This window comes from Pseudomonas sp. PLMAX, from assembly GCF_046042685.1.
GTDB lineage: Bacteria > Pseudomonadota > Gammaproteobacteria > Pseudomonadales > Pseudomonadaceae > Aquipseudomonas > Aquipseudomonas putida_AE.
Window position 1 is genome coordinate 4,134,164 of record NZ_CP064949.1, and the last position, 21,338, is coordinate 4,155,501.

Annotated in this window: 22 protein-coding genes and 1 pseudogene; 7 read left to right on the forward strand and 16 right to left on the reverse strand. The window is 55.2% G+C overall.

Features of this window, described 5'->3' with window-relative positions; all coding sequences use genetic code 11:
• Window positions 1–2: 2 nt before the first annotated feature.
• Together aspT and DKB71_RS18765 are read right to left on the reverse strand one after the other, a co-directional pair.
• A complete protein-coding gene (gene aspT, locus DKB71_RS18760; RefSeq protein ID WP_408596529.1) occupies window positions 3–1,694 on the reverse strand; it encodes an aspartate-alanine antiporter in 1,692 nt (563 codons plus the stop codon).
• 14 nt (window positions 1,695–1,708) lie between these two features.
• Window positions 1,709–3,331, reverse strand: a complete 1,623-nt coding sequence (locus DKB71_RS18765; protein WP_408596531.1) for a mechanosensitive ion channel family protein — start codon at window positions 3,329–3,331, stop codon at window positions 1,709–1,711.
• Between the two features lie 519 nt (window positions 3,332–3,850).
• Here DKB71_RS18765 and DKB71_RS18770 point away from each other — a divergent pair.
• Window positions 3,851–4,297 (forward strand): GNAT family N-acetyltransferase, encoded by a 447-nt coding sequence (locus DKB71_RS18770; RefSeq protein WP_408596533.1) that lies wholly within the window; start codon window positions 3,851–3,853, stop codon window positions 4,295–4,297.
• 213 nt (window positions 4,298–4,510) lie between these two features.
• Entirely contained in the window at window positions 4,511–5,656 is a 1,146-nt protein-coding gene (locus tag DKB71_RS18775) for a hypothetical protein (RefSeq protein WP_408596535.1), read from the forward strand.
• 384 nt (window positions 5,657–6,040) lie between these two features.
• Here the strand turns inward: DKB71_RS18775 and DKB71_RS18780 are convergent.
• The 3 genes and pseudogenes from DKB71_RS18780 to DKB71_RS18790 form a co-directional block, all read right to left on the reverse strand.
• Window positions 6,041–6,454: pseudogene (locus DKB71_RS18780) on the reverse strand (diguanylate cyclase); the annotation flags it as partial.
• 312 nt (window positions 6,455–6,766) lie between these two features.
• Window positions 6,767–8,047 carry a Y-family DNA polymerase gene (locus tag DKB71_RS18785; protein ID WP_408596537.1) on the reverse strand — a complete coding sequence of 427 codons (1,281 nt, stop codon included), beginning with the start codon at window positions 8,045–8,047 and terminating at the stop codon, window positions 6,767–6,769.
• A complete protein-coding gene (locus DKB71_RS18790; protein ID WP_408596539.1) occupies window positions 8,040–8,465 on the reverse strand; it encodes a LexA family protein in 426 nt (141 codons plus the stop codon). The genes DKB71_RS18785 and DKB71_RS18790 overlap by 8 nt, the downstream gene beginning before the upstream one ends.
• A gap of 458 nt (window positions 8,466–8,923) precedes the next feature.
• On the opposite strand from DKB71_RS18790, the gene DKB71_RS18795 reads away from it, so the two are divergent.
• From DKB71_RS18795 to DKB71_RS18815, 5 genes are all read left to right on the forward strand, one after another.
• Complete coding sequence (locus DKB71_RS18795) at window positions 8,924–9,133, forward strand: hypothetical protein (RefSeq protein WP_408596541.1); 210 nt, start codon at window positions 8,924–8,926, stop codon at window positions 9,131–9,133.
• 533 nt (window positions 9,134–9,666) lie between these two features.
• On the forward strand, window positions 9,667–10,299 hold the full coding sequence (locus DKB71_RS18800) for a hypothetical protein (RefSeq protein WP_408596543.1): 633 nt from the start codon (window positions 9,667–9,669) through the stop codon (window positions 10,297–10,299).
• 151 nt (window positions 10,300–10,450) lie between these two features.
• The gene (locus DKB71_RS18805; protein WP_408596545.1) at window positions 10,451–10,651 is read left to right on the forward strand and encodes a hypothetical protein; all 201 of its coding nucleotides are present in this window, start codon (window positions 10,451–10,453) and stop codon (window positions 10,649–10,651) included.
• Window positions 10,652–10,814: 163 nt separating this feature from the next.
• The gene (locus DKB71_RS18810) at window positions 10,815–11,078 is read left to right on the forward strand and encodes a hypothetical protein (protein WP_408596547.1); all 264 of its coding nucleotides are present in this window, start codon (window positions 10,815–10,817) and stop codon (window positions 11,076–11,078) included.
• Window positions 11,079–11,167: 89 nt separating this feature from the next.
• Window positions 11,168–11,527 (forward strand): hypothetical protein, encoded by a 360-nt coding sequence (locus tag DKB71_RS18815; RefSeq protein ID WP_408596549.1) that lies wholly within the window; start codon window positions 11,168–11,170, stop codon window positions 11,525–11,527.
• A 33-nt stretch (window positions 11,528–11,560) separates the two neighbouring features.
• On the opposite strand, the gene DKB71_RS18820 is transcribed toward DKB71_RS18815, so the two are convergent.
• Genes DKB71_RS18820 through DKB71_RS18870 form a run of 11 tightly spaced genes read right to left on the reverse strand, consistent with a single transcriptional unit; the run spans window position 11,561 to window position 21,177 of the window.
• Window positions 11,561–12,070 carry a lysis protein gene (locus DKB71_RS18820; protein ID WP_408596551.1) on the reverse strand — a complete coding sequence of 170 codons (510 nt, stop codon included), beginning with the start codon at window positions 12,068–12,070 and terminating at the stop codon, window positions 11,561–11,563.
• The gene (locus DKB71_RS18825) at window positions 12,067–12,618 is read right to left on the reverse strand and encodes a glycoside hydrolase family 19 protein (RefSeq protein ID WP_408596553.1); all 552 of its coding nucleotides are present in this window, start codon (window positions 12,616–12,618) and stop codon (window positions 12,067–12,069) included. Before DKB71_RS18825 ends, DKB71_RS18820 begins: the two co-directional genes overlap by 4 nt.
• Window positions 12,619–12,633: 15 nt before the next feature.
• Window positions 12,634–13,335: a GDSL-type esterase/lipase family protein gene (locus DKB71_RS18830; protein WP_408596555.1), complete on the reverse strand. Its 702-nt coding sequence runs from the start codon at window positions 13,333–13,335 to the stop codon at window positions 12,634–12,636.
• 33 nt (window positions 13,336–13,368) lie between these two features.
• Window positions 13,369–14,301: a hypothetical protein gene (locus DKB71_RS18835; RefSeq protein ID WP_408596557.1), complete on the reverse strand. Its 933-nt coding sequence runs from the start codon at window positions 14,299–14,301 to the stop codon at window positions 13,369–13,371.
• 3 nt (window positions 14,302–14,304) lie between these two features.
• On the reverse strand, window positions 14,305–14,895 hold the full coding sequence (locus tag DKB71_RS18840) for a YmfQ family protein (RefSeq protein WP_408596559.1): 591 nt from the start codon (window positions 14,893–14,895) through the stop codon (window positions 14,305–14,307).
• A gap of 8 nt (window positions 14,896–14,903) precedes the next feature.
• Window positions 14,904–15,968: a baseplate J/gp47 family protein gene (locus tag DKB71_RS18845; protein WP_408596561.1), complete on the reverse strand. Its 1,065-nt coding sequence runs from the start codon at window positions 15,966–15,968 to the stop codon at window positions 14,904–14,906.
• A complete protein-coding gene (locus tag DKB71_RS18850; RefSeq protein ID WP_408596563.1) occupies window positions 15,968–16,435 on the reverse strand; it encodes a phage GP46 family protein in 468 nt (155 codons plus the stop codon). The genes DKB71_RS18845 and DKB71_RS18850 overlap by 1 nt, the downstream gene beginning before the upstream one ends.
• The gene (locus DKB71_RS18855; protein WP_408596565.1) at window positions 16,435–16,950 is read right to left on the reverse strand and encodes a phage baseplate assembly protein V; all 516 of its coding nucleotides are present in this window, start codon (window positions 16,948–16,950) and stop codon (window positions 16,435–16,437) included. The genes DKB71_RS18850 and DKB71_RS18855 overlap by 1 nt, the downstream gene beginning before the upstream one ends.
• On the reverse strand, window positions 16,947–18,071 hold the full coding sequence (locus DKB71_RS18860; RefSeq protein ID WP_408596567.1) for a phage baseplate assembly protein: 1,125 nt from the start codon (window positions 18,069–18,071) through the stop codon (window positions 16,947–16,949). The genes DKB71_RS18855 and DKB71_RS18860 overlap by 4 nt, the downstream gene beginning before the upstream one ends.
• Window positions 18,064–19,380: a DNA circularization protein gene (locus DKB71_RS18865; protein WP_408596569.1), complete on the reverse strand. Its 1,317-nt coding sequence runs from the start codon at window positions 19,378–19,380 to the stop codon at window positions 18,064–18,066. Before DKB71_RS18865 ends, DKB71_RS18860 begins: the two co-directional genes overlap by 8 nt.
• A 12-nt stretch (window positions 19,381–19,392) precedes the next feature.
• Window positions 19,393–21,177 carry a phage tail tape measure protein gene (locus DKB71_RS18870; protein WP_408596571.1) on the reverse strand — a complete coding sequence of 595 codons (1,785 nt, stop codon included), beginning with the start codon at window positions 21,175–21,177 and terminating at the stop codon, window positions 19,393–19,395.
• Window positions 21,178–21,338: the final 161 nt, after the last annotated feature.

Sequence of the window (21,338 nt, forward strand, 5' to 3'; positions counted from 1 at the left end):
CCTCAGCCGGCCACCACAAACACGATGATCGGCCCGCACACCGCCAGCAGCACGTTGGAAATCGCGTAGCAGACGGTAAAGCCGATCACCGGGGTGTTGCTGCCGGACTGTTCGATGATCTTGTTCATCGACGCCGCCTCGGTCTGCGCCCCGGCCAGGGCACCGAACAGGATCATTGGGTGCAGGCGCAGGATGTAACGACCGAAGTACAGTGCCACCAGCGGCGGCACAATTGTCACCACAGCGCCAGACAACAGCAGTGCCAGGCCCTGCTCGCGCATGGCGGCGAACGCCGCCGGGCCCGCAAGCAAACCGACGACCGCACCGAAGGCGGTCAAGCCGAACTCGGAGAACGCCCATTGCGCGGCCGGCGGCAATGCGCCGACTTCCGGGTGGCGCGAGTTATACCAGCCAATAAACAGCGCGGCGACCAACACGCCACCGCCGATGCCGAGTTCCACCGGGATCATCCCTACATGCGTGGACAACAACCCCAGCAATGAACCCAAGACCATCCCGAGCGTATGCACGGCAATATCGCTTTTGTAGTTGCTCTCACGAATCCGCCCCAAGCGCTTGGCCAGTGCCTCGACGCTGGCGGTGCGGCCAGTCAGCTTAAGCACGTCGCCCCGACGCAACACGGTATTGGGCAGCAACGGCAATTCGTAGCCCTGGCGGGTAATGGAGATGATAAAGCAGCCCAGGCGCCGCGTATTTTCCAACCGGGATTTGGCCTGGTGAATGGTCTTGCCGGCAAACTCCGGTGAAGTCAGGACAATATCGACCTCGCGGGTCGGAAACGAAAGGGATTCGGCATGGTCGATCTCCGGCCCCACCCACTGCGACAGCGGGCCAACGACTTCACGCAAGGCGTAGACTCCGACGATGTCGCCGACCTTGAGGGTCAAACCTTCATCACGCTCGATAATCAGACCATCGCGCACTACCCGTTCGATGGTCAGAGACTCGTGCATTTTTTCAAAGTCGGCAATGCTCAGTCCATTCGCGGCACTGTTGCCCGCCACCTGATGCGCGCGCACCACCATGCGCGTGTAGGGCACGGTAATGGTGTCCTCGTCCTTGGCGATGCCCAGTTCCAGCTCCAGTTCCCGCGCCGAAGCACGCAGATCCACGCCGAGCAGCTTCGGCGCAATGCTGCCGACAAACACGATCAGGCCGATGGTGCCGAACAGGTAGGTGATGGCATAGGCAATCGCCATATGGCTGTTGAGCTGCGCCTTGGCCGCGGCATCGATCGCCAGCTGATTGATCGAACTGGTGGCGGTGCCCATGATCGCCGTGTCGGTGAGCGCACCGGCACCGAGCCCGGCGGTGAAACCGGCATCGAAGTCGAATATCGCGTTCATCAACAAAATCGAGCCGAGAGCGGTTGCGCACAGCACTACGCTCAGCACCACCAGCTTCAACGTACCGCGGTTGAGACTGCCGAAGAACTCTGGCCCACTCTTGAAGCCGACGGCGTAGATGAACATCACAAAAAATACTGACTTCAAACCAGTCGGTACTTCCAGGCCGATCTGGCCGATCAACAGTCCCATCAAGAGAGCGCCCGCCACCGACCCCAGGTGAAAACTGCCGATACGAATGCGACCGATGAATACGCCCAGTGCGATGGCCAGGAACACCGCAATTTCCGGATCGGTACGCAACGCATGAAGCAGAAACTCAAGCATTGTGTGAACTCCCTTCAATGGCCGTCAAATTCCTTCGATTCTTGCGCGGGTGCGGTAAACCACTTGTCCCTCGGTACCTTTTTCTCTTCGCTGGGATCGCCCAGATAGTGCGGGGACATGATCTGCACGCTGTACTCGTTAAATACATCCTGAATATTGGCGTGCAACATGCTGAGCAACACTGCGCGCGGCCGGGGTTGACTTGGAATGGCCTGGGCCACCAGTCGATATTCGGGATAGAAGTCGGACAAAGCGGTCTGGAACACCTGGGCGGGCGGTTCTTCGAGAACACCCGGCGTGCGCCTGGCGGCTTCCAGCAGCATCGCCTCCACCTGGCGCCACGGCGTGTCATAGCCAATGGTTACCACCGTATCGACCACATAACCGGGGCCTTGCACAGCACGCGAATAGTTCTTGGTGACGGTTGCGGTAATCATCGAATTGGGCAGCGTCAACACTTCCCCCAGCCCTGTTCGGATGCGTGTTGTAAACATCCCCAATTCAGTCACCGTGCCTTCGTATTCCCCAATACGCACGAACTCCCCCGGCCGCAAGGTGCGGGTGTACGTAAGGATCAAGCCGGCTGCCGCTTGCCCGACCACACTGGAGGCACCGAGAGAAATCATCAAACCGATCAGTACCGACAAGCCTTTGAAGGCATCTGTACCGGCGCCGGGCAAATAGGGATAGGCCATGGCCAATGCGAACAGCCAGATCGCCAGCGAAGTCAGGCGCTGGGTGGGTTGCAGAGTTTCATGATTCAGCCAACTGAAAGTACCGGGCGTCGCCATGCGCCGCAAAATCCGCCGAGCAAAAGCCGTTATACCCCGGGCAATGAAGAAAATGGCCACCGCCACGCCCAGGCCTGGGATGGCCCCGACTACGCCTTGCAGCAAATAGTCGACGAGTTCCAATAAGTAGTTATTGAGGCTTTCACCCCAGGGTCGGGTATAGGGAAAGCGCGACAGGACAAACCCTAACCATTCATAGGTGAGCAGCAAAACGACGAGCCAGCGCAGCACCCCGAGCAAACGACTAACCAGCGGATAGAGGTAATTGGCATCGATCAACTGCACACGCCCGACTTTCAACGCTTGAGTGTGCCGATGCATCAAGTCAGGCAGTTTCCTCAGCAATCTACGGCGCAGATACGCCATGCCCCAGAGCAAAGCGATAAAAATACCGGTGGCAAGCGCTGTCGCCACCAAGGACCGCAGAATCAGGCGCAAGCTGCGCGCTTCGTGGGTTTCGGTTACAACCTGACGGAGTTTTTCAGCTGCCGCTTCAGCGGCCTGCTGCACCGATTCATATTCAGTTGCATCGACATCCTGGGGCGAAACGATAAAGGCACGCTTGGCGCCCAGCAGCACCAGATAACTATTCTGAATCGAATCGAGAGTAACACGCAGATCGTCAGCATCATCCAGGGCTTCATTGATTGCGGTTTTCGCCCTCTTGACCCGGGTTTCGGGGGCTTCGCCCAGCAACGTAGCGCGGAACACCATGATGCTGCGATTGGCGATTTTCAGTTCGACGGCTGGAGCATCAACCGGTTTCGGAGTGTCTTCGGCCCATAGGAGCACAGACCAGAACACTCCCAAAACAACCAACAATGTTGCGAGCAACCTGCTGCGCATGCGCCAGTTCCTTACTTCACAAAATTCAGGTCAGGGGTACGTATCGCAGCGTAGTTCAGCGTTAAATAGTTGTCAGATTTGTGCGGATGGAACGGCTCTTAATTGCTCACAGCAGCACCTTCATTTTCTCTTCAATTTTTGCATCTACTAAATTTGCACTCAATCAAAGGCCCCGTCCGCCCGTAAGTGTCCGTTTCTGGCCGTAACCGCGGTCGGTTGCAGCCCTTCGCGACAGGCAGCATTCGACCGATTCTGTTGAAAAAATCGGTCTGCCCAAACTGCCTGCTCATTGGCTGGTGAAAACGTCTTTTTTGCACGCTGCTACGTTAAATCCGAGTCCGGAAGCCTCTGCCAAAAGTAAAGATTTCAATCTCGGACGCGTGTTTTGCTGTTACGCCAGGAAACGGCGGTGCCCATCGCTGAAAAACTGCATGAGTGGATGCCCGCTTGATCTGTGTGAGACATGCTCCAAGTACGATTACCAATAAGTCTCCCCCCCAAATAAAACAAGGACGATGAATGAAACAATTCGAGATCCATCAGATCACGCACTTGCCACCGAAGATTCTGGCATTGGAAAAAGAGGCGGTTGAGGAAGGTTTCAGGTTTATCACCCGGTTGATTGACGAGTGGCACTCGGGGACGAACCGTTTCGATGCTCCCGGCGAGTGCCTTATGGTGGCGTGCTTGAACCAGCAACTGATAGGCGTCGGGGGCTTGTCCAATGATCCATATGCGGAGACCAATACGGCAAGGCTACGCAGGGTATATGTCGCAGCTGCGTCAAGAGGGCATCATGTTGGTCAAGCTTTAGTAAAAGCGCTGCTGACACATGCGGCTCTTCGCTTTCGGAGCGTGCACCTTTCTACTGATACTCCCGAGGGCGATGCGTTTTATCTGCACTGTGGTTTCATACGAACAGATATTCCTCATACTACCCATGCCATGCAGCTAGGCAACAGCTGATGTAGGCAGCCATCATATTGCTGACAACGTGTATCTGCCAGACGCTTACGATGCAGTCGACTGACTGAACCACACACCGTCAGTCATGTGAAGGTGTGTTGGCTATACACTTACATTCTGCGGGTGAACGGCATATGTCCGCTGAAATGGTCCGATCATCAACTCACCGCTACGTTGCACCTGCAAGCGCCACAGCGCGCGATTCTGGACAGGTTGAACGAGAGTGAAACAGTCGAGGTTGAGGTGCGCCAAAATGGACGGCTGATTACGCTCGGCGCCGTCGCAGAGCAGCGCGTTGACATCGCCATCAGTCCCCCTCGTGGGTCGCAGCATTGTCTCGCCAAAGATGAGGAAGATCTGCTCGCTGTATTCAACCTGCACTGTCTGCCTGAGCATTTCGCACTGCTCGACTCGGGCTACAAAACTTGGAGCGACCAGTCGACGGTCAAGCCTCCCGCGGTGATCCAGGCGTCCAGTTTCATCAAGGAGCTTGAGCGCAATGCTATATTAGAAGTGACAGGCAGTCGCTTCACACTGATGACTTACGACCAGAAGATCTATCTGACCTACGGTGTCAGCGCACCGACCGTGCGGCGTGCCGCCGGCATCGTCGCCAATGGCCTTAAAAAGCTGGAGGACTTGCTGTCTGATACGTTGCATGGCACCGAAAAGAAACGGCTCATACGTAACGCGCTGATCACCAGCTTGAAGTCCTGCGAAGAATCCAACCGGTTGGCGCACCTATTGAGTCACTGCGACGAAATACTTGAAAATGCGCAAAACAACTATGAGCTGTTCATTTCCAATTTTTCTTTCAACAACGACCTCGACAAGCTCAACGAGCAGAAACGAGAGTTCAGCGTCAAACTCAACGGACTGCTTATAGGTATCCAGGGAAAGCTGTTGGCGATACCGGTGTCTACGATCCTAGCTACGACGCAGCTAAAGGACGCGGCAGACGACAGCCATCTCATCATCAACTGCACGGTCATGGTGTCGTCACTGTTTTTCCTGACGATCATCGTGTGGCTCATCAAAAGCCAGATGATCGCTATTAAGGCGATCAGGTATGAAATCGTGCAGAAGGAAAAGCGCTTCCGTCAGGAGTTGCCAAAGCTATTCGCTGAAGTGACCACGATCTTCGACAGCTTGAAAGCCGATTGCAATCTGAACCTGAAAATGGCGTGGTCGCTCACCGTACTCTCCTTTGTTCTGACGGCTATCACGGGCTACGTTTTTGTGGTCAAGACGCCGGAAGTTATGCTGTTGCTGACGCCGCTTCTCGAACGGGCATCAGGGTTATTGACAAGTCTTGTAACAGGAACCGCCAAGTTGCTGGGCGGTTTTTTGCCGCGGTAGAAGCCTGCGAGCTTGCACGGTATCGTCGCTAGGCCCACGCGAGACGGCCGCCGGGCCCGGCGCCGTCATCGACCAAAATCCTTATGCTTTTGACAGTCGCCGAACGGTGTAGGGGTGTCGACTTAGCGCCACGCGGTCTTCATATCACGGCAGCCCAAGGAATTCATAACGGACTTCCTGTCCCATTCTCGTAATTGCTCTCACTCGTTTGCACTCAACCCGACCAGTGAGTGGCATGGGATTCGACCAAAGGGGCCGATCAAGTCGTCTACGAAACTAGGGGCGATTCACTCTGAATACACGGGTAGGTCACTGGGCTGGTCGCGTGCCACGCTTGTGGCAAGCCCGGCCTATTTGGATCGTGTCGGCCGGCCTTCAAGTCAACAGCCTGACGGAACTATCAGCTCCCAACTCCTCAGTGAGTTTCACTTTCTGATTGTCGAGCAAGACAATTCGAGGGGAGCGGCAAACTCCGTCGTCAACGGCTTCTTTTAAGCCATAGCGGTAGTCGCAGATCAAATGCCCTTCGGGTGTGGAATATCTTGCCAGGGCAATGGCTCGATCATCAGAACGCCACGGGGTACCGGAGAGTGCCAGAGTGAAGGCTGCGCGATTTTGTATTCGTTGCAGTATTTGCTGCCCCCAAGCGTTGCTGAGCAGCGAATCATGGCCGGCACAATGGTGGATTTCATCGAAGACAACGAGCACCCGGTAGTCATCAAGGAGCTGCCAGAATGCTTCATCTCGATATTCCATGGCTTGGTAGGTGAACGCTGCACCCACGGCACCTACGCGACCTCGAGCGTTGGACTTAGTCCACTGCTGCCCATTCACCGATGCTTCAATCAAGCTCGCTCGCCTTGATGGTCCTTGATTCAGTAAATAAACGACACTAACCATCTAGTCGAAGTCTTGACGGAGAATAGCCATCATCTGACTCGAAATTTTTGCTGTGGCCAGAAGCAGAATGCCTCGTTGGGGGTCACTCGAACGACTGAGTATTTGCTTGGTAAAAATGGCTAAAGCTACCATCTGAAAATCCCAGTGTCAGAATTGGTTCAGGGCACTGTGGATTTTACGGCAATGAGAATCCCTCGACCGCTGACACCTCTAATCGCAGCGCACCATCCAAAGTTCGTCCAGCTTGGTCGTATAAGATCGGCTCATCATCTCACGGCGCATCCCCCAGTCAGGTGATGCTGGAACACTGGCAGCCCGCAGTGTGCCCCGGCCCCACCTTCCGTTGATATTGTCCATAACCTGCATCAGCCGAACGCATTCTGCAGATTGCTTGGGGGCAAACAGATCTTCGGTAAACTCACCTGGCTGCCTCAGATCCATCAAAAGCACCTCAGCTTTGCTGTAACGGAAGCCCGGACGAAAGATTTTAGCCACTGCGTCGGTAGCCATTCGCGTCATGAGCAGAGTGTCACATGTCGGGTAAGGCAGTTCTACCATCACTCCCTGGGCGTAATGGGCCTCGCCAGGATTGAACATACCAGTGCGGATGCTCACTCGCATGCGCTTGCACATCGAACCTTGAGCTCGGAGTTTTTCCGCTGCGCGTCCAACGTAAGTGGCCACTGCCTGCTTGATCGGCTCAATCTCTACGAGGCGTTTGCCGAATGCCCGACTGCAGCAGATCTCTTGCTTTGGCTGCTCGACCTCTTCAACGTCCAAGCATGATATTCCCGCCAGTTCACGAGCGGTCTTCTCCACCACCACGCTGAATTTTTGCCGCAGCATCTTGGGATCAGCCATTGCCAAGTCCATAGCCCTCAGGATGCCCATGGATTCCAGGTGCGCTGTCATTCGCCTACCAATTCCCCAGACTTCCCTTACCGCGGTGTTACGCAAAACCCAGTCTCGCTTGAAAGAATCACGGATATCTACAACGCCTCCAGTTTGAGCCTGCAAGCGCTTAGCGGTGTGGTTGGCCAACTTGGCAAGGGTTTTAGTAAATGCTATTCCAACACCGACCGGGATGCTCGTGCACCGTAATACGCGGGACCGAAGATCACGGCCGAATGCCTCAAGGTTACCGGGCATACCACCCATGCTTAGCCAGATTTCATCGATCGAGTACCGCTCCCAGGAGTCGACTGTAGATTCCAAAATGGTCATGACGCGTTCAGACATGTCGCCATACAGGGCATAATTGCTGGAAAACGGCACGATTCCGTGCTGCCTCAGTTTGTCTCGAATCTGGAAATATGGTTCGCCCATTTTTACGAACGGTTTCGCATCGTAGGATCGAGCTATCACACACCCGTCGTTGTTCGACAGGACGACGATCGGAACCTTGGCCAGGTCCGGGCGAAACACCCGCTCGCAGCTGGCATAGAAGCTGTTGCAGTCGATAAGACCGAAGACCGGCGCTGGCTTAGACATGGCTGCGCACACTGCCGGTGATCACACCCCAGATCGACAGCTCGTCACTTTCCAGCACATAACGCGGCGGGTATTTGGGGTTCTCCGACAGCAGGATCACGTCCTTGCCGCGAATGCACAGGCGCTTGCACACCGGATCGTTGTTCAGCAAGGCAACGACGATATGGCCATGGGCCGGTTCAAGCGAGCGATCCACTACCGCCAGGTCCCCCTCGAAAATCCCGGCGCCCTGCATGCTCTCCCCGGTGATCGATACCAGGTAGACGTGCGGTGCACGGATGTTCAGCACCTCATCCAGGGAGATGTGCGCCTCGATGTGGTCCGCTGCCGGCGATGGAAAACCTGCCGGCACCTGGAACAGGCAGAGCGGCAGTTTCCGACCGCCCTGGCCGATAGGTCCTAAAATTGCAAAGCTCATGACGCACGACTTCCAATACTGTACGAATATACAGTTAACGTCCAGAAGGCCTTGCGGTCAATTTTTTTGTAGGAAAAATCTGATGGGTGGGTGAGTCAATGAGCAATCGGTGTGGTGGTTGCGGAAAGCCTTGCAAAAGTTGCGGAACACAGCACTTTCCTGCGCCCAATAAAAAACCCCGCAGACGTTAATCTGCGGGGTTTTCAATAGTGGAGGCCGAGGTCGGAATCGAACCGGCGTAGGCGGATTTGCAATCCGCTAGTGAAACGCATACCGGCTGCAGCCTGTAGCCTTTTTTAGTTCCGAAACAAAGGCAAAGCAGATGCTCTACAGACCGCGTAGAATGCGGGCTCGCCCTTGAGTTTAGGAACTGATTTTACCCCCCACCCCCGGTGTTCTGCCGACCTTCGCCCCCCACAGTTCCCCTTGCTACGCTGAAGACTCAAGGAGGATTCACGATGCCAAATGCAGACCTGCTCCCTTCCCTACTTTCAAAACTCAACGAAAACCAGCTCGCCCTCGAGGCTGCCATCATGGAGCTCACGCTTTGGATTGAGCAGCGCGGCGCTGCGGATGTCGCCGACAATGTGCGCGGCGCCCTGGTCGCAATCGATCGCAATGAAGAATTCATCAAGATGACGCTTGCGGTAATGATGACCCCCGAGTGACGGCAATCAATCGCCATGCTAGGCCCCTAGCACCCCATGCTGGGGACTGTAGCGACCCAAGCACCTGTTTTATAAGGATAATCGTCGATTCCGATGGTGGCAAAACATCCGTTCTTTTGTGCTTTTGCAAACGGAAACACGCGGCCTCCAGAGGAGGTTTTGCGCAATTGCAACGGTTCTACCGAGCGAGACATCAACGGTTCGCTCGCTTTCATCGTTTATTCTAGGGTCAGATTGTTCTCGACGTCGTTCTAGGCGATCGAAGTTCCGTCATCGAACATTTCTGAGTAGTGATGGTGTGGTGCATTTGACCCGTATTTGTAGAATCCCTCGCTATGTGAGCGCTAGCACTGGATTGCTTTTACGAAGTTCCCGCCGCTGGTCGGAATCCCAATCCATATTGGTCTCCATAACACTCAAACGCAAAAAAAACCAAAAAGTACTCTACACTAAGTAAGCATACATTTCGCTTGGAGTAGTTTTATTTATATGCCGTGGTTTTCATTATGGGCTTTTTTTCAAGAGAAGAATCCATGTGCGACGAAACAGAACCAAAAAGAGACCCTGACGCGGAAGCGATCTATTTAATCTATCGAAATTATGTAGAGCACGAAGATGAGCTGATACACCAGAGAACAACCACGCTTATTACAATCCAGTCTTTCACACTCGCAACTCTTGGAATTTGTTACCAGAAAAGATTCGAAGTGGCCGCTAACTGCTCGCAAATAAAAAATCTTTCCGACATTGGAATCGTCAATGTCGAATTCAGTGGACTCATGGTTGCACTTGCCCTCATTGGAATTATGACGAGCATCATAGCTATAGCCTCCATAAGCGCAGCAAAAGTAGCCCTCAAACAGTTGGAGGACAGCTGGGACGACATTATAAAAAACAAAAAAATTACTTATCTGCCAAAATTAACAGGTGGTGGCAACCCCAATGCAACAAAAAAAGGAATATATCTTTCACTTTACACTCCATACTTTTGCCTCACCTTCTGGTCTGCAACACTTATGACACTTTTATATTTCTTTTCTCCTCACGTTCAGTCTTGGATCGACCCTTATCTCCCCAAACTACTACTGGACATATTAGATGTTCAAAAAACATGCATACCTAAAGCCCTTTCATCTGAGACCCTACTACTGTCACTGAGCAGCTAACTTATGAGTTCCTCCCAGCCACGACGAATTGCCATCAACCTTCAAATAGGTAAGTCAAATTTTTCTTGGGCTTTAAAAGCATGAACTTTGCTGCAGCTACTATCTTCTGCCACGAGCCATTAACCTCGAAAATAGAGATGAACTCATACCGTTGAATCTCAAGGCCAGCGAGCCATTTCCCGAACTACTGCTGCATTATCGGGGCGTGGTCAGCAGGGTGAAACTGGAGTACAGCGCCTCGGTCCGATCTGCGTATCTTCAACGCGACAACGTTCGCGGCGCCCTGGACACCATCGACAAGAATGAGGAGTTCATCAAAATGACGCTCGCGGTGATGATGATCCCGGTGTGATGTGCTTGGCATTCCGTTGCCAGCATTCGCCATAAGGCCGCAACTCAATTACTGTATATACAAACAGTGCAAGGCGCGACCGTGGACCCTCTACGAAATAGAAGACACCAGCGATTGGCTCGGCAGCCCCGCTGAGCTCGAAATGTGCACCCACTATTTGTGCATGCTGGAAAACGAGGTCCAAGAACTAAACCTGCACCTTCGGAAGGCGCGAGAGGATATCTTCGGCCTGGTGCAGATGTATGACCAAGCGATCACGCAGCGCGACGACGCAATGAGTAACCTACGAGAGAGGTCAGCTCAACTGGCAAGCGCTCGAAAGGAACTGTACGACCTCGAAATCTCGGCCAGAGGTCACAAGCGCGAAGCTGATCGGCTCAAGGGAATACTGGAGGGCCTGACGCCCCGGACCAAAACGATCATTTAAGCTCGAAATGCAGTTGCAATAATTACTATGTAATGTCCAAGAAATGGCTATTATCATCCACTCGGTCATGTTCCCACGGAAGGTTTCTCATGAGTCGCTTTCTTATTGCCTGCGTCATATTTTCCTGCTCTGCTGCTCATGGCGCTGAATTAGCGACCATGACTTCTCAGTCACTCAGCCAGGATTCGACCGTTTCGATCAGCAAAACCGACCACACCCGAATCGTCGTCACGAAAAGAGATTTCGGCGCTTACATGACTTACGTGAAACGCGAATTCAACTGCACTGATTCGACGGTTCGTTACCTTGGGTCGAGCGCCACTCCCACCGGCTTCAAGGCTGAGCAGCAGGATAAATACTTTTCGAGAGTGGGTGACGCTTTTGTGCCTTCTACACTGTTGTCCGAGGTATGCAAGGATGCACCTCGGTCGCTTACCGCCTCACAGTAAACAGAAGCAGATTCAATCTCAGCCCCAGGTCTGTCAGCGCGAAATTTCCCGGACGTAGGTTTGGCACGCACGCAACGCGATCAATCCTTGGTCTCCGTCGTCAGTGATGGCGACAATTCGTTGAGCATGCGCTGGGTCAAGTTGGGCGCGTGCTCCTCCATGAACCACGCAGACGGCTTCGGTACCGGCTGGCATTGCACAACCGCCGGCTGGTTCCGTTGAGTCGAGTAGGACTGACAGCCGCAGATCAGAAGTGGCAAGGTGATCACGAAGGCGTTTCTGGTTGATTTGAGCATCGCTCAGTTCCTTGTAATGGGTTCGTTCGCTGGCCGACAGTCTCTGCTCAAGTGCGTGGCGCTTATCCTGATCGGTACGCAATTTGGCTGCGGCGGCGTTGCTAATGGTGTCTAGGTCGGACTGATGCAGTAACGCCTGTTCCGCAAGTTGCTTGCCATAGCTGTTGGCCTGCCACATCCAGGCACCACCAGCACCGATCAGCAGCGCAGCTATATAAGGAAGACGCCGGAGAAGGATGGCGTTCATTCCATCACCTTCAGCGCGGTCGAGTAGAAGGCCTGGCGCTCGGCAAGGCCATTGATTCCGCCATTGATGCGCCGGGTGATCCCTACGAAATCGCCGGCATCCGCCAGGGCATTCAGGTTCCGCGAATTCCAGAACCACGCCGCCGACTTCGCCGCCCACTCGGCTTGCTCGAGCAGTTCTGGCGTACGCAGCAGCCGGTCATCACCGAACAGCGACTTGCTGCACGCGAGATAGTTGTCGTGACCCGTAATCTGGATCAAGCCCCTGCCGCGGTACTTCTGCCCGTCACCGTCCGCCTCTGGCGTATTGCCCAGGCGCTTGGCCAGCGGGCCTGTGTCGTATTTGCTCAGGTACAGGTCGCCGCCGAACTCCTTCACGTAGCGGAACTGTCCTGACTCATGCCCGACCTGAGCAATGAACGCAGCCATGCGCAGTCGAGTGTTAATCTGGTGCCGGTCCATGGCCAGGTTCAGCGCAGACGCAAAAACGCCGGCTTGTTTACCGGCGCTCGGAAGGATCTGCAGGAGCTGTTGCGCGGTGATTGACATATCAAACTCCAATTATTAAAACTTGGCTCTCTCATTGGCGACATTGCTTAATAGCGATGATGTCCGACAGCTCAGCAAATAATCTGATATTGAAAGCACTAATGACTTGAGATCTTGTGAGACTGGAGTAATACCTGGGGGACAAAATGCTCTGATGCGTGTGCCACGCGTCAGAATCGAAACAAGCTTGTCATGACCAATTTTTGTCTGATGGATATTATCTACGTAGCAGGCATAAAAATCCCCAACACCATACAAATACATGAATGCATATTCACGATAGCAATCAATGAATGGTGCGGAAAACTCAATGCTTACTGCTTCCAATGCTTCAAGATATGATCGGCATTTTTCTTGTAACGCTTGACTTCCGCGATCGAGCGGCGGCGACACGAAAACAACTTTTATACCAGCCACTATCATGCGACTTGCTATTGCCCTAAGGTTTTCTTTGTAAGCTGAAATCGGTACATCCTGAACCACATCATTTACGAGGGCCATGACGACGCAAACAGCTGGTGCCTTATCAATGACGTCGGTTGTGATCCTTGCCAGCATCCCGCCGGAGGTGTCAGATGACACGCCTGCGTTGAAAATCTCACTTGGGGCATACCCTGCAAGGGCTCCGACCTTGAAGGCGAAACAGTCAGTTAACGTAACGCTGCCATAGTCAGTCGCTTTCGTAATGCTGTCTCCAAGAAACACTATTTTTGCCATTGAATATCACCAATATTTAGTGGAGGTGGATTTCTATATCTCGTAACCAATCGCACCAGCCGTAAATGATGGTGTACCTAAACTGCTTGTACCGGCCCACCAAACAGTCTGTGGAGTCGCGATGTCTACCTCTGCATAAATACTCCATCCATTTGAAGCAACGTTTGGCGAACCTGTGAAGTTAGCTTGACCCACACTAGAATTTTGCGGGCCGATAACGAAAGTCATAATCGAATTTGCTGTACTAGACAACATCGACATCATAAGTTTGACTTTTTTAGCGTTTGCAGGAATGGCCGCAGAAACGTTTGCCGATGATAGCGGTGCAGCAATATTGTTGATCATCGGCCGGTATGCAACAGCGACTTTTTTACCAGACACCGTACACGGAATCATTTGACTGCTAGCGTTCGTGGGAACCACTGTCAGAAGGGCGGAGGCGATATAGCCAGAAGGCATGTTCGCCCCGCCATAGACTTCCGGAACTGCCGCAGTGGCGTTTGTAGCCAATAGTGCTGATACACCTGTCGCTGGGTTGTAGATGGCATAAATGGCCACATACCCGCTAACCGGCGCAGTACCGGTGTCCATACCGCCGGCGCCGATGGTTGCCAGGTTGATGACTTTTGAGGGTCCCGACAGCAGCCAGGCAAGACCGCCGAGCGCCGACTTCACGACCACTTCATCAGCGGTGAAAGTGGCACTGGCATTTGCGGCCGTGATCGACATACGCGCATTTACGCTTGCGCCAACTGCGCCGGTGGTAATAGTACGTATGGCTTTCAGGATTTGGTCCTGCGTGCCTTTCACCGGGGTAATGCCGGCAGCAGCCAAAATGCTCACCAGCTCTTCCTGCACATCGTTCATCCAGGCTGCGGTGACAACCGTTGCGGGCACACCTCCAACCGGATCGCCTTCAGTGAATTTTTTATCAACTGTTGCGCCAGGCCCGTCTATTCTGTGCATGCTTCAATCTCCGTAAGCGAAGAGCGCAATCGTGTGCGCGGGCTTCAATTGATTTATTTTGCATTCGAGGGCGTCGTTACCCCAGGTGCGCAGCCTTTCCCCGGCAGCAGAAAGACCGGAACGAAACTCGGTGATGCTCACCTCTGGCGCCCGAATCAACCAGGTGTGGACCCAAGGGCCATTTGTTAGGAGATCACCTGCTACCGATACGCCGGCACGAAACGGTCTGAACTCCTCGATCGTCACCGTGTAGCCAAGCGATGCGGCCAGCTCAATGAAGTAGGCTGGCGACTGGCCGCCTGTACTGGTGAGCTTTGTGAGCAACCCATTGCGGCGCCCTTGCAGAGTTTCCTCGAGGACGCCCGAACATTTGTCAGGCAAGCCAGCTACGCGCTCCCAGTCAGTAAGCATTTCGGCGGACGTAGCAGGGTTCGCCTCTTGGGGCAGTACGCCAGCCCGAGCATCGACGCGTGCTAACTCTATCGACATGCCCTCAAGAAGGTCGTGTAGCGTGGTGCCCGGGTCTCGTGGGAACGCCTGACCTGGTGGTAGCAGCGCTTTCAGATGCTCCCTGTATTCAGCAGCTGTTGGCATTGCGCCTCCTACAGACTGGAAAAGGTGAGTGTCCCGAGGGTTGCCATGTGGCCTGTAGCGTGCGCAACGTCTGCTGTCGGCGTAACGATCTGGTTGTTGTCCTCTCCTGCAGCCAAGGACACAGCTTCGCGTAGACGACTGATCAGAATCGTTCCGCCTGGAGCAGAGTCGCGATCGACCAAGTCAGCCAACTCCGCTCGCACGGCGTTCTGAACAGCAGCGGTGTTCGGCGAAAGATTGATGCTCATGTTCAGTGGATCGGCAATTGGTGCCGCGACGAATACTTCAGCAGTCACCGGCCGACGCGTGGGAGCATCGATGTAGGCTTGAACCTCGGCAACCTTGGAGGGCGAAGGAATGATGGGCACGTCCTCATCGCACACGAACAACACCGTCACCGTTCCGGCGCCCATCTGAAGTGGGTACACCCAAACCCTGGTCACACCTGCCACTTCCAAGGCCCACAACTCGTAATCAGATTTGGCCCCGCCGTGCGGTGGTTGTTGAATTCGTGCGAGCAGACGGGCCAGTAGTCTTTCGTCAGACTCAACGTCGATGCCACCCACAAGCGCGCTGGATGTTGTGCCCGTGGATTGGACACCTGCGATCGGCGAAAGCAAGAAGATAGGCAAGCCTGTTCCGAAGTTGCCGAGTTCACCCGCCTCAATAGCCAAGACCGGCACAATCAGCGGACCACCACCAAACACAGCATCACCGAGCACCTTGTATTGAACGCCGTCCTGTCGCTGCACAATTGTGCCGTCAAGAATCGAAGCGCCCGCGGTTCCGGAAAGTGCGATCTGCCCGGAAGCAAAACCCGCTGTTTTGCGAATCACCTTCCAGATCGCCGCCCAGCGCTCCAGGTATTCCTTTTCGGCGGTGTCGATAATCGACTGCTTGGCGATCCAATCGAGGTAGCCATACAGCATGTGCACTGCACCGGCTTCCGACTGACCGACGATGCCGAGCAACGAGCGGCGAACCACGGCACTGTCGACGCCAGTTACTCGGCTGCTGATGTCGGTGATCACGCGGTCGATCAGCTCAGTCAGTGTTGGTCGAGCAAATGGCATCAGGCAGACCTCTTCGCGGCTTGAGCCGCCCATTCGTAATTAAATCGATAGCGAACCGGAGATCCGGTTGGCCGGAATATATCGACGAGGATCAGCATCCAGCCCTGAGCCACAAACTCGGCGGTGACCTCGACGCGCGTGGCGACCAGGTCCTCTACCATCCAGGCCAATGCCTCGCGGCAATACTGCTGGGCGCGGCCAAGGATCTGCGGCAACTGCTTTTCGCGAGCCAGCAGCCACAGCAGTGAACCGGTTTGGTCAGAAGGTGTATCGTTGGCGACATCACCCCAGTAGCCGCGCAGATCATCCTGTGGGAGCTCGACGGGGATCTGCTCGGGGCTGGCCCGGCGATCAGTGAAGAGGCTGATAATCACGGCAGTCTGCAGGCCGTCGTCGCGCGCCAGGTCGAAGCCCGACAGGAGCAATTCCCCACCGCTTTCGGTCATTACCATTGCGGCATCGGCCATCAGATAGGCACTCCTGAGTTTCCACTGCCGGCGGTAACGCCGCTGTGCTGGTGAGTGCTGCCGATGTTCTTGCCGTTGTTCGTGATGGTGCCAGTGGTTTTGACGTTGCCAATCACCTCAAGGTCGCCGTTGAGTTTGATCGTAGGGGCCTGGGCTTCGAGATGCTGAACGGCAGTGACCTTCACCATCTCACGCAGCAGCTCGATCTTGTTGCCAAGGTCGTCATAGATGGCGACCTCACCAGCCAGCAGGGGGATTCTGTACCGACGGTCATCGACCACCAGAACAATCCCTTGCTCGCGGTTGCCACCGAGGAAAGCCACGGCTACATCACCACCCAGCGGGTGACTGGTGAAGCCATAGTTCTGCATGTGCTCAAGGCCATCGCGAAGCTCGTCCTTAAGCAATTCAACCTGTACCTGCTGCCTGGGGCCTGAATCATTGACGTCCCGCAGCACGCCACGGGAGAACATCATCATTACGCGGCTGCCAATCTCGCGGAGCGCTTCCTTCATTTCGGTGGATCCTCTTCGCCAATAGCCTCGGCCCAGATATTCCGCTGGCCCTTTTTACCGGTCTTGGTTTTTTTCGATTTCTTCCCGTCTGGCGGCTCAGGGTCGAAGGCTTGCGGGCTGACGATCTCGAGCTTGGCCGTAGTTCCGCCTTCGCCTCGCTCGTAGGTAACTTGGCGAATCAGCATCCACCCATCCATGCGAAGCCAGGATGAGCGGACGTATACCAGCAAACCAGGCTCCCACAGCGCACCGCCCGGGCTTTGGCGCCAGCCATAAACCGAAACGCTGGCAGCCGCAGACTTGCCGATGCGGCTATTGGCCTCCCACGTAGCGCGATCGAGCAGGCTCGCGGATGTGCCACCGATCTCGGCGACCTGCAGCATCGGTCTATAGCGCTTGATTCCGCTGTCGGTAACGCTGCCTTGTATGTGTGCCTCAGTTTCTCCGGTGCTATCTGGGCTGTAACTCGCCTGACCTTTCACCTGGTAGCTGCTGAATCGCTGGCTATGATCGATCGTGCCGCTGGCATTGAGGATGTTTTCACCCTGCACCAGCGCAGTTGTGGCGCGCCGAACGCCAGCACGGGTAATCAACAACCCGCCAGCGCCGTCGGGCATTAACAGTGCCTTGCGCTGCCGGGCGTAGCGCTCGATCGCTTTAAAGGCTGTTTCGCCCTGTTGAAGCTTGAAGATCTGGAATGGCTCACCAACGGCTATATCCGCCTTTACCGTCACGCCGAATGGAGCCGCGAGGATCTGCGCAAACTTGAGCAGGTCGATGTTTTTCCATTCGTCCGGCGCGTGCACTGCACTGCAATCCACTAGGTCGGCAACCTTATCCCGGCCCTGCACGTTGATCGTGTGGTCGTTCGCGCTGTAGGACGGTTTGAAAATATCAACGTAGCCGATCACCATCGGAAAGCCGGCTAGCCTTACCTCGCACGCATCACCCGGGAGAATCGGCCAGGGTTCTACTTGTGCCAACGATCGGTTTCCCGCCTCCCATTTTTCGGTGAGCGTTGCCGTGAAGGCCGTGGTCGCCGCATCGATCGCACGGGTGACGCCAAGAGAAGTCCAGCCGGCATATTTCATACCGTTGACCAGCAGCTCCAAGTCATCCATCTGCGAGTACCTCGAGCTGTTGTCCGCCCATTAAAAACCCCGGATGTCGCGCTGAATTGCGCGTAGCGATGTCATCGGCGCGTCCGGCGTCGCCGTAGATCTGATAAGCCACCAGCAGGGAAGGCAGCGTTTCTCGCGGTACGTATTGAACAATCCGGGCAAGGTTTTGCTCAGGATTTGGCACAGCCTGAACCACGCTGGTACGCAAATCAGACAGTGCGACGTACACCTCATCGTTCGGAGTGACTTCGCTTTCGGCGTCTATACGGTCGACCAGATCCTCGCGGACCTTGATTGCTGCCTGGTAGCTTTCGTAAACGGTTGGAACAGGGAGTGTTTGGGTAACACCAGGCGCTGTTTGAGTTGCTCCTGTCGTTGCCGGCGCCGCCCCGATCGCCCCCGTCGCCGCCTGAGTGGAGTTCGCCGTCGTAACCACCGGGGTTTGCGTGACGACCGCCGCCTTGGCGGCCTCGGCTACAGCCACCTGGCGCACCAGTGCATTCATCGCAATTGCATTGGTGGCCTGCTGCTGGCGACTTGGCGTTGCGGTACTGCCGGTATAGGTCGTCGGCGAACGGTCAAACAAACTGGTCAGCATGCTGAAAGCGTTTATACCAAAAGCTGAACGGACCGAACCGATCAAACCTGTAATACGGCTGACCATATTCAATGGCTTCTGGACCAGACTTGAAGCGTCGGATGCTAGCCCACGCGCTTGCAGGTAAAAGTCAGACGCTGCCTTCAAGTCACCGGAGAAGCTCAAGCCAGGCGCCGCCATGTAATCACCCAGGGCTGCCAGCCCGGACGCAGCAGATTCCGCCACGTAGGAGGGAAATCCTGTGGTCAGGAAGTCAGACACAAAGCTTTTTTCCGCCGCAGCGGTGACGGTGTTGCCCTTGGCGCTGATCGCATTGACGCTATCAACGTTCGCCGACGGGTAGGCCGCCTCCCCTGCCTCCAAGAAAGTGAGAGCGATAGTGCACTTCCCACCTTCTGCCGCGGTCTCGCTGACGTTCAGGCCGCGACAAACAACATTCATTTCCCCGCGATACGGGTGAACCAATGCACCTGGTCCCGCAACTTCGCAGGCCTTGATCAGTTCGTCCCGGTTTAGGTGGTAGTCCTTGCCGAGCAGATAGCCGATGACCGAAAACTCGCGGGACTTTCGACCCAGATCTTCGGTGTACGGAGTGTCGCGCTGTGCAGTTTCGTGCACGGCTTGACGCCGACCGTGGCTGCTGTCCGCACTTTCCACAAAAAAGGCCACGCCGCGAAAAGTCGCGGCGCGGTAGGTGTCTCGCCAAGTCATGGAAAACTCCGGTTAGGGGGCCATCATTGAGTAACCGAGGTCGGTATCGAACGTCGCGCCCTGGCTGCCCTCGGTTTTAACCTTGGTGCCTGGCGGCAGGTTGTTCATGTCGACTTGTACCAGCACTTTCTGCGTTGGCTGTTCGACTGCCTGCGCCGCGGTTTGACCAACCTGAGCTGCGCGCTGGCCCAACTCATTGACTGAACGGCGAGGCCCAAGCGCTGCGTTTGGATCGGCGGCCAAGGCTGCTGCGACGTTGGTGGTTCCGGGTTCATCACCCGTCGCGTCACCCATCGAGGTGCCGTCGATACCCAGCAGCTTTTTCGCCCAGTCGGGCAGACCATTTTTTATCGCCGCAACGGCATCCGATATTTTCGAACCGAGGATTGCTCCCAGGTCCCACCCGGTCAGATATTTGATCAGCCCCCCGAAGGACTCCTGCATCAAAGTTACCGGGTTGTTCTCGTTCCAAACCTTAACAATGGCGCTGAACTTGGCCCCAATGATTGCGCCGAGGTCCCATCCCGTTAGGTATTGGACCAGCCCGTTGAAAGCCTCCATCATCAAGGTGACCGGGTTGTACTCAAGCCAGAGCTTCACAATGCCGTTGATGATGCCGTCGCTGAACGCCGCTTTCACGCCTGCCCACTTCTCGGTGAAGAACGAGACGATACCATCCCAATTTCCGTAGATGACAAACGCCGCTGCACCGATCGCGACAACCGCGCCCAGGAACCAGCCGACCGGGGTGAGCGCAATTGCTACGCCCAGGCCCTTCAAGGCGAGCGCCAGATTCAGAACACTCATCACCAGCCCGCCGCCGATGTACAAACCGAGCGTCGCGAAGATCAGATTCGCACCACCGAACACGTCACTCAGATCGCCGACAAGATCGATCAGTGGCTTGACTCCACCGTACAGATCACCGATGAAACCCGTGACCTTTTCAATGTTGCCGGGCAAATTTTTAGCAAAGCTGGTCGCGAACGCCTCGATCTGCGGTCGGTACTTGACGATGCTGTCGATCAACTTCGAACCGAGAATGTTCAGTTGCGGCACCAGCGAACTGCCTATTGAGTTGCCAACACCGCTCAGAGCGGTATGGAGCGTGTCCAGCGTGTCACCGAAGGTCTCGCCCTCGCGCACGGCGCTATCGGAGATGACGATACCCAAGCGACGAGCTTCGTCCGCCATGTCCTTGATACCCGCGCCACCGCCACGAATCAGTGGCAGCAGTTCAGTAGCACTCTTGCCGAAGATTTTCACCGCTGCTTCCGCCTGCAACGACGGGTCTTTGATCTTGGAGATTCGGTCAACGAACGTGTCGAACAAAGCATCGGTACTTTTCAGCTTGCCTGAAGAGTCTTTGATATTGATGCCCAGTCCCTTGAACATCTCCTTCAAGTCTTTCGAGCCTGCTGTCGCCTTACCGACGTTGATCTGCATTTTTTGCAGCGCACCGCCCAAGGTCTCGGCTGACGACCCCGTCAGCTTCGCCGCAAAACTCAGCTCCTGGAACCGCTCGCGGCTGATGCCCGTGCGCTCGGCGGTGTCGCCGATCGCGCCAGTGGCATCAGCGAAACCCTGGAAGAACAGATTCAAGGCAGCACCGGTGATGCCCAGTGTCGCCCCCAATCCCAGGATTTTCTTTGCACTCGAACTGACAGCCGTACCTATTTCACCAATAGCGCCACCAACACCCTTGAGGCTGTTCGCGAACACGGGCAGGCCGGTACGATCAAGTGCGCCGGACACACCGGCACTGGCCTGCCTAACCTTGGAGAAAATGCCGCGCAATGGAGCGGTGAGCTTGTCGACGGCCTTGATGACGACGTCTAGGGAGTATCCTTTGTTTGCCATCCGACCCATTCCTCAGTGCGTTCAAGCCACCAGTCCAGCTGTTCGAAATCCATTTCCATGACTTCCGTGGGCTGAACGCCCATCACCTTGACGACGAC

Coding starts and splice junctions, on each gene's coding strand:
- DKB71_RS18860 (WP_408596567.1), bottom strand. CDS start 18,071: ATGGATGACTTGGAGCTGCTGGTCAACGGTATGAAATATGCCGGCTGG.
- DKB71_RS18810 (WP_408596547.1), top strand. CDS start 10,815: ATGCTGGAAAACGAGGTCCAAGAACTAAACCTGCACCTTCGGAAGGCG.
- DKB71_RS18835 (WP_408596557.1), bottom strand. CDS start 14,301: ATGCACAGAATAGACGGGCCTGGCGCAACAGTTGATAAAAAATTCACT.
- DKB71_RS18855 (WP_408596565.1), bottom strand. CDS start 16,950: ATGAAGGAAGCGCTCCGCGAGATTGGCAGCCGCGTAATGATGATGTTC.
- DKB71_RS18840 (WP_408596559.1), bottom strand. CDS start 14,895: ATGCCAACAGCTGCTGAATACAGGGAGCATCTGAAAGCGCTGCTACCA.
- DKB71_RS18850 (WP_408596563.1), bottom strand. CDS start 16,435: ATGGCCGATGCCGCAATGGTAATGACCGAAAGCGGTGGGGAATTGCTC.
- DKB71_RS18800 (WP_408596543.1), top strand. CDS start 9,667: ATGTGCGACGAAACAGAACCAAAAAGAGACCCTGACGCGGAAGCGATC.
- DKB71_RS18795 (WP_408596541.1), top strand. CDS start 8,924: ATGCCAAATGCAGACCTGCTCCCTTCCCTACTTTCAAAACTCAACGAA.
- DKB71_RS18825 (WP_408596553.1), bottom strand. CDS start 12,618: ATGTCAATCACCGCGCAACAGCTCCTGCAGATCCTTCCGAGCGCCGGT.
- DKB71_RS18765 (WP_408596531.1), bottom strand. CDS start 3,331: ATGCGCAGCAGGTTGCTCGCAACATTGTTGGTTGTTTTGGGAGTGTTC.
- DKB71_RS18790 (WP_408596539.1), bottom strand. CDS start 8,465: ATGAGCTTTGCAATTTTAGGACCTATCGGCCAGGGCGGTCGGAAACTG.
- DKB71_RS18820 (WP_408596551.1), bottom strand. CDS start 12,070: ATGAACGCCATCCTTCTCCGGCGTCTTCCTTATATAGCTGCGCTGCTG.
- DKB71_RS18785 (WP_408596537.1), bottom strand. CDS start 8,047: ATGTCTAAGCCAGCGCCGGTCTTCGGTCTTATCGACTGCAACAGCTTC.
- DKB71_RS18770 (WP_408596533.1), top strand. CDS start 3,851: ATGAAACAATTCGAGATCCATCAGATCACGCACTTGCCACCGAAGATT.
- DKB71_RS18845 (WP_408596561.1), bottom strand. CDS start 15,968: ATGCCATTTGCTCGACCAACACTGACTGAGCTGATCGACCGCGTGATC.
- DKB71_RS18865 (WP_408596569.1), bottom strand. CDS start 19,380: ATGACTTGGCGAGACACCTACCGCGCCGCGACTTTTCGCGGCGTGGCC.
- DKB71_RS18815 (WP_408596549.1), top strand. CDS start 11,168: ATGAGTCGCTTTCTTATTGCCTGCGTCATATTTTCCTGCTCTGCTGCT.
- aspT (WP_408596529.1), bottom strand. CDS start 1,694: ATGCTTGAGTTTCTGCTTCATGCGTTGCGTACCGATCCGGAAATTGCG.
- DKB71_RS18830 (WP_408596555.1), bottom strand. CDS start 13,335: ATGGCAAAAATAGTGTTTCTTGGAGACAGCATTACGAAAGCGACTGAC.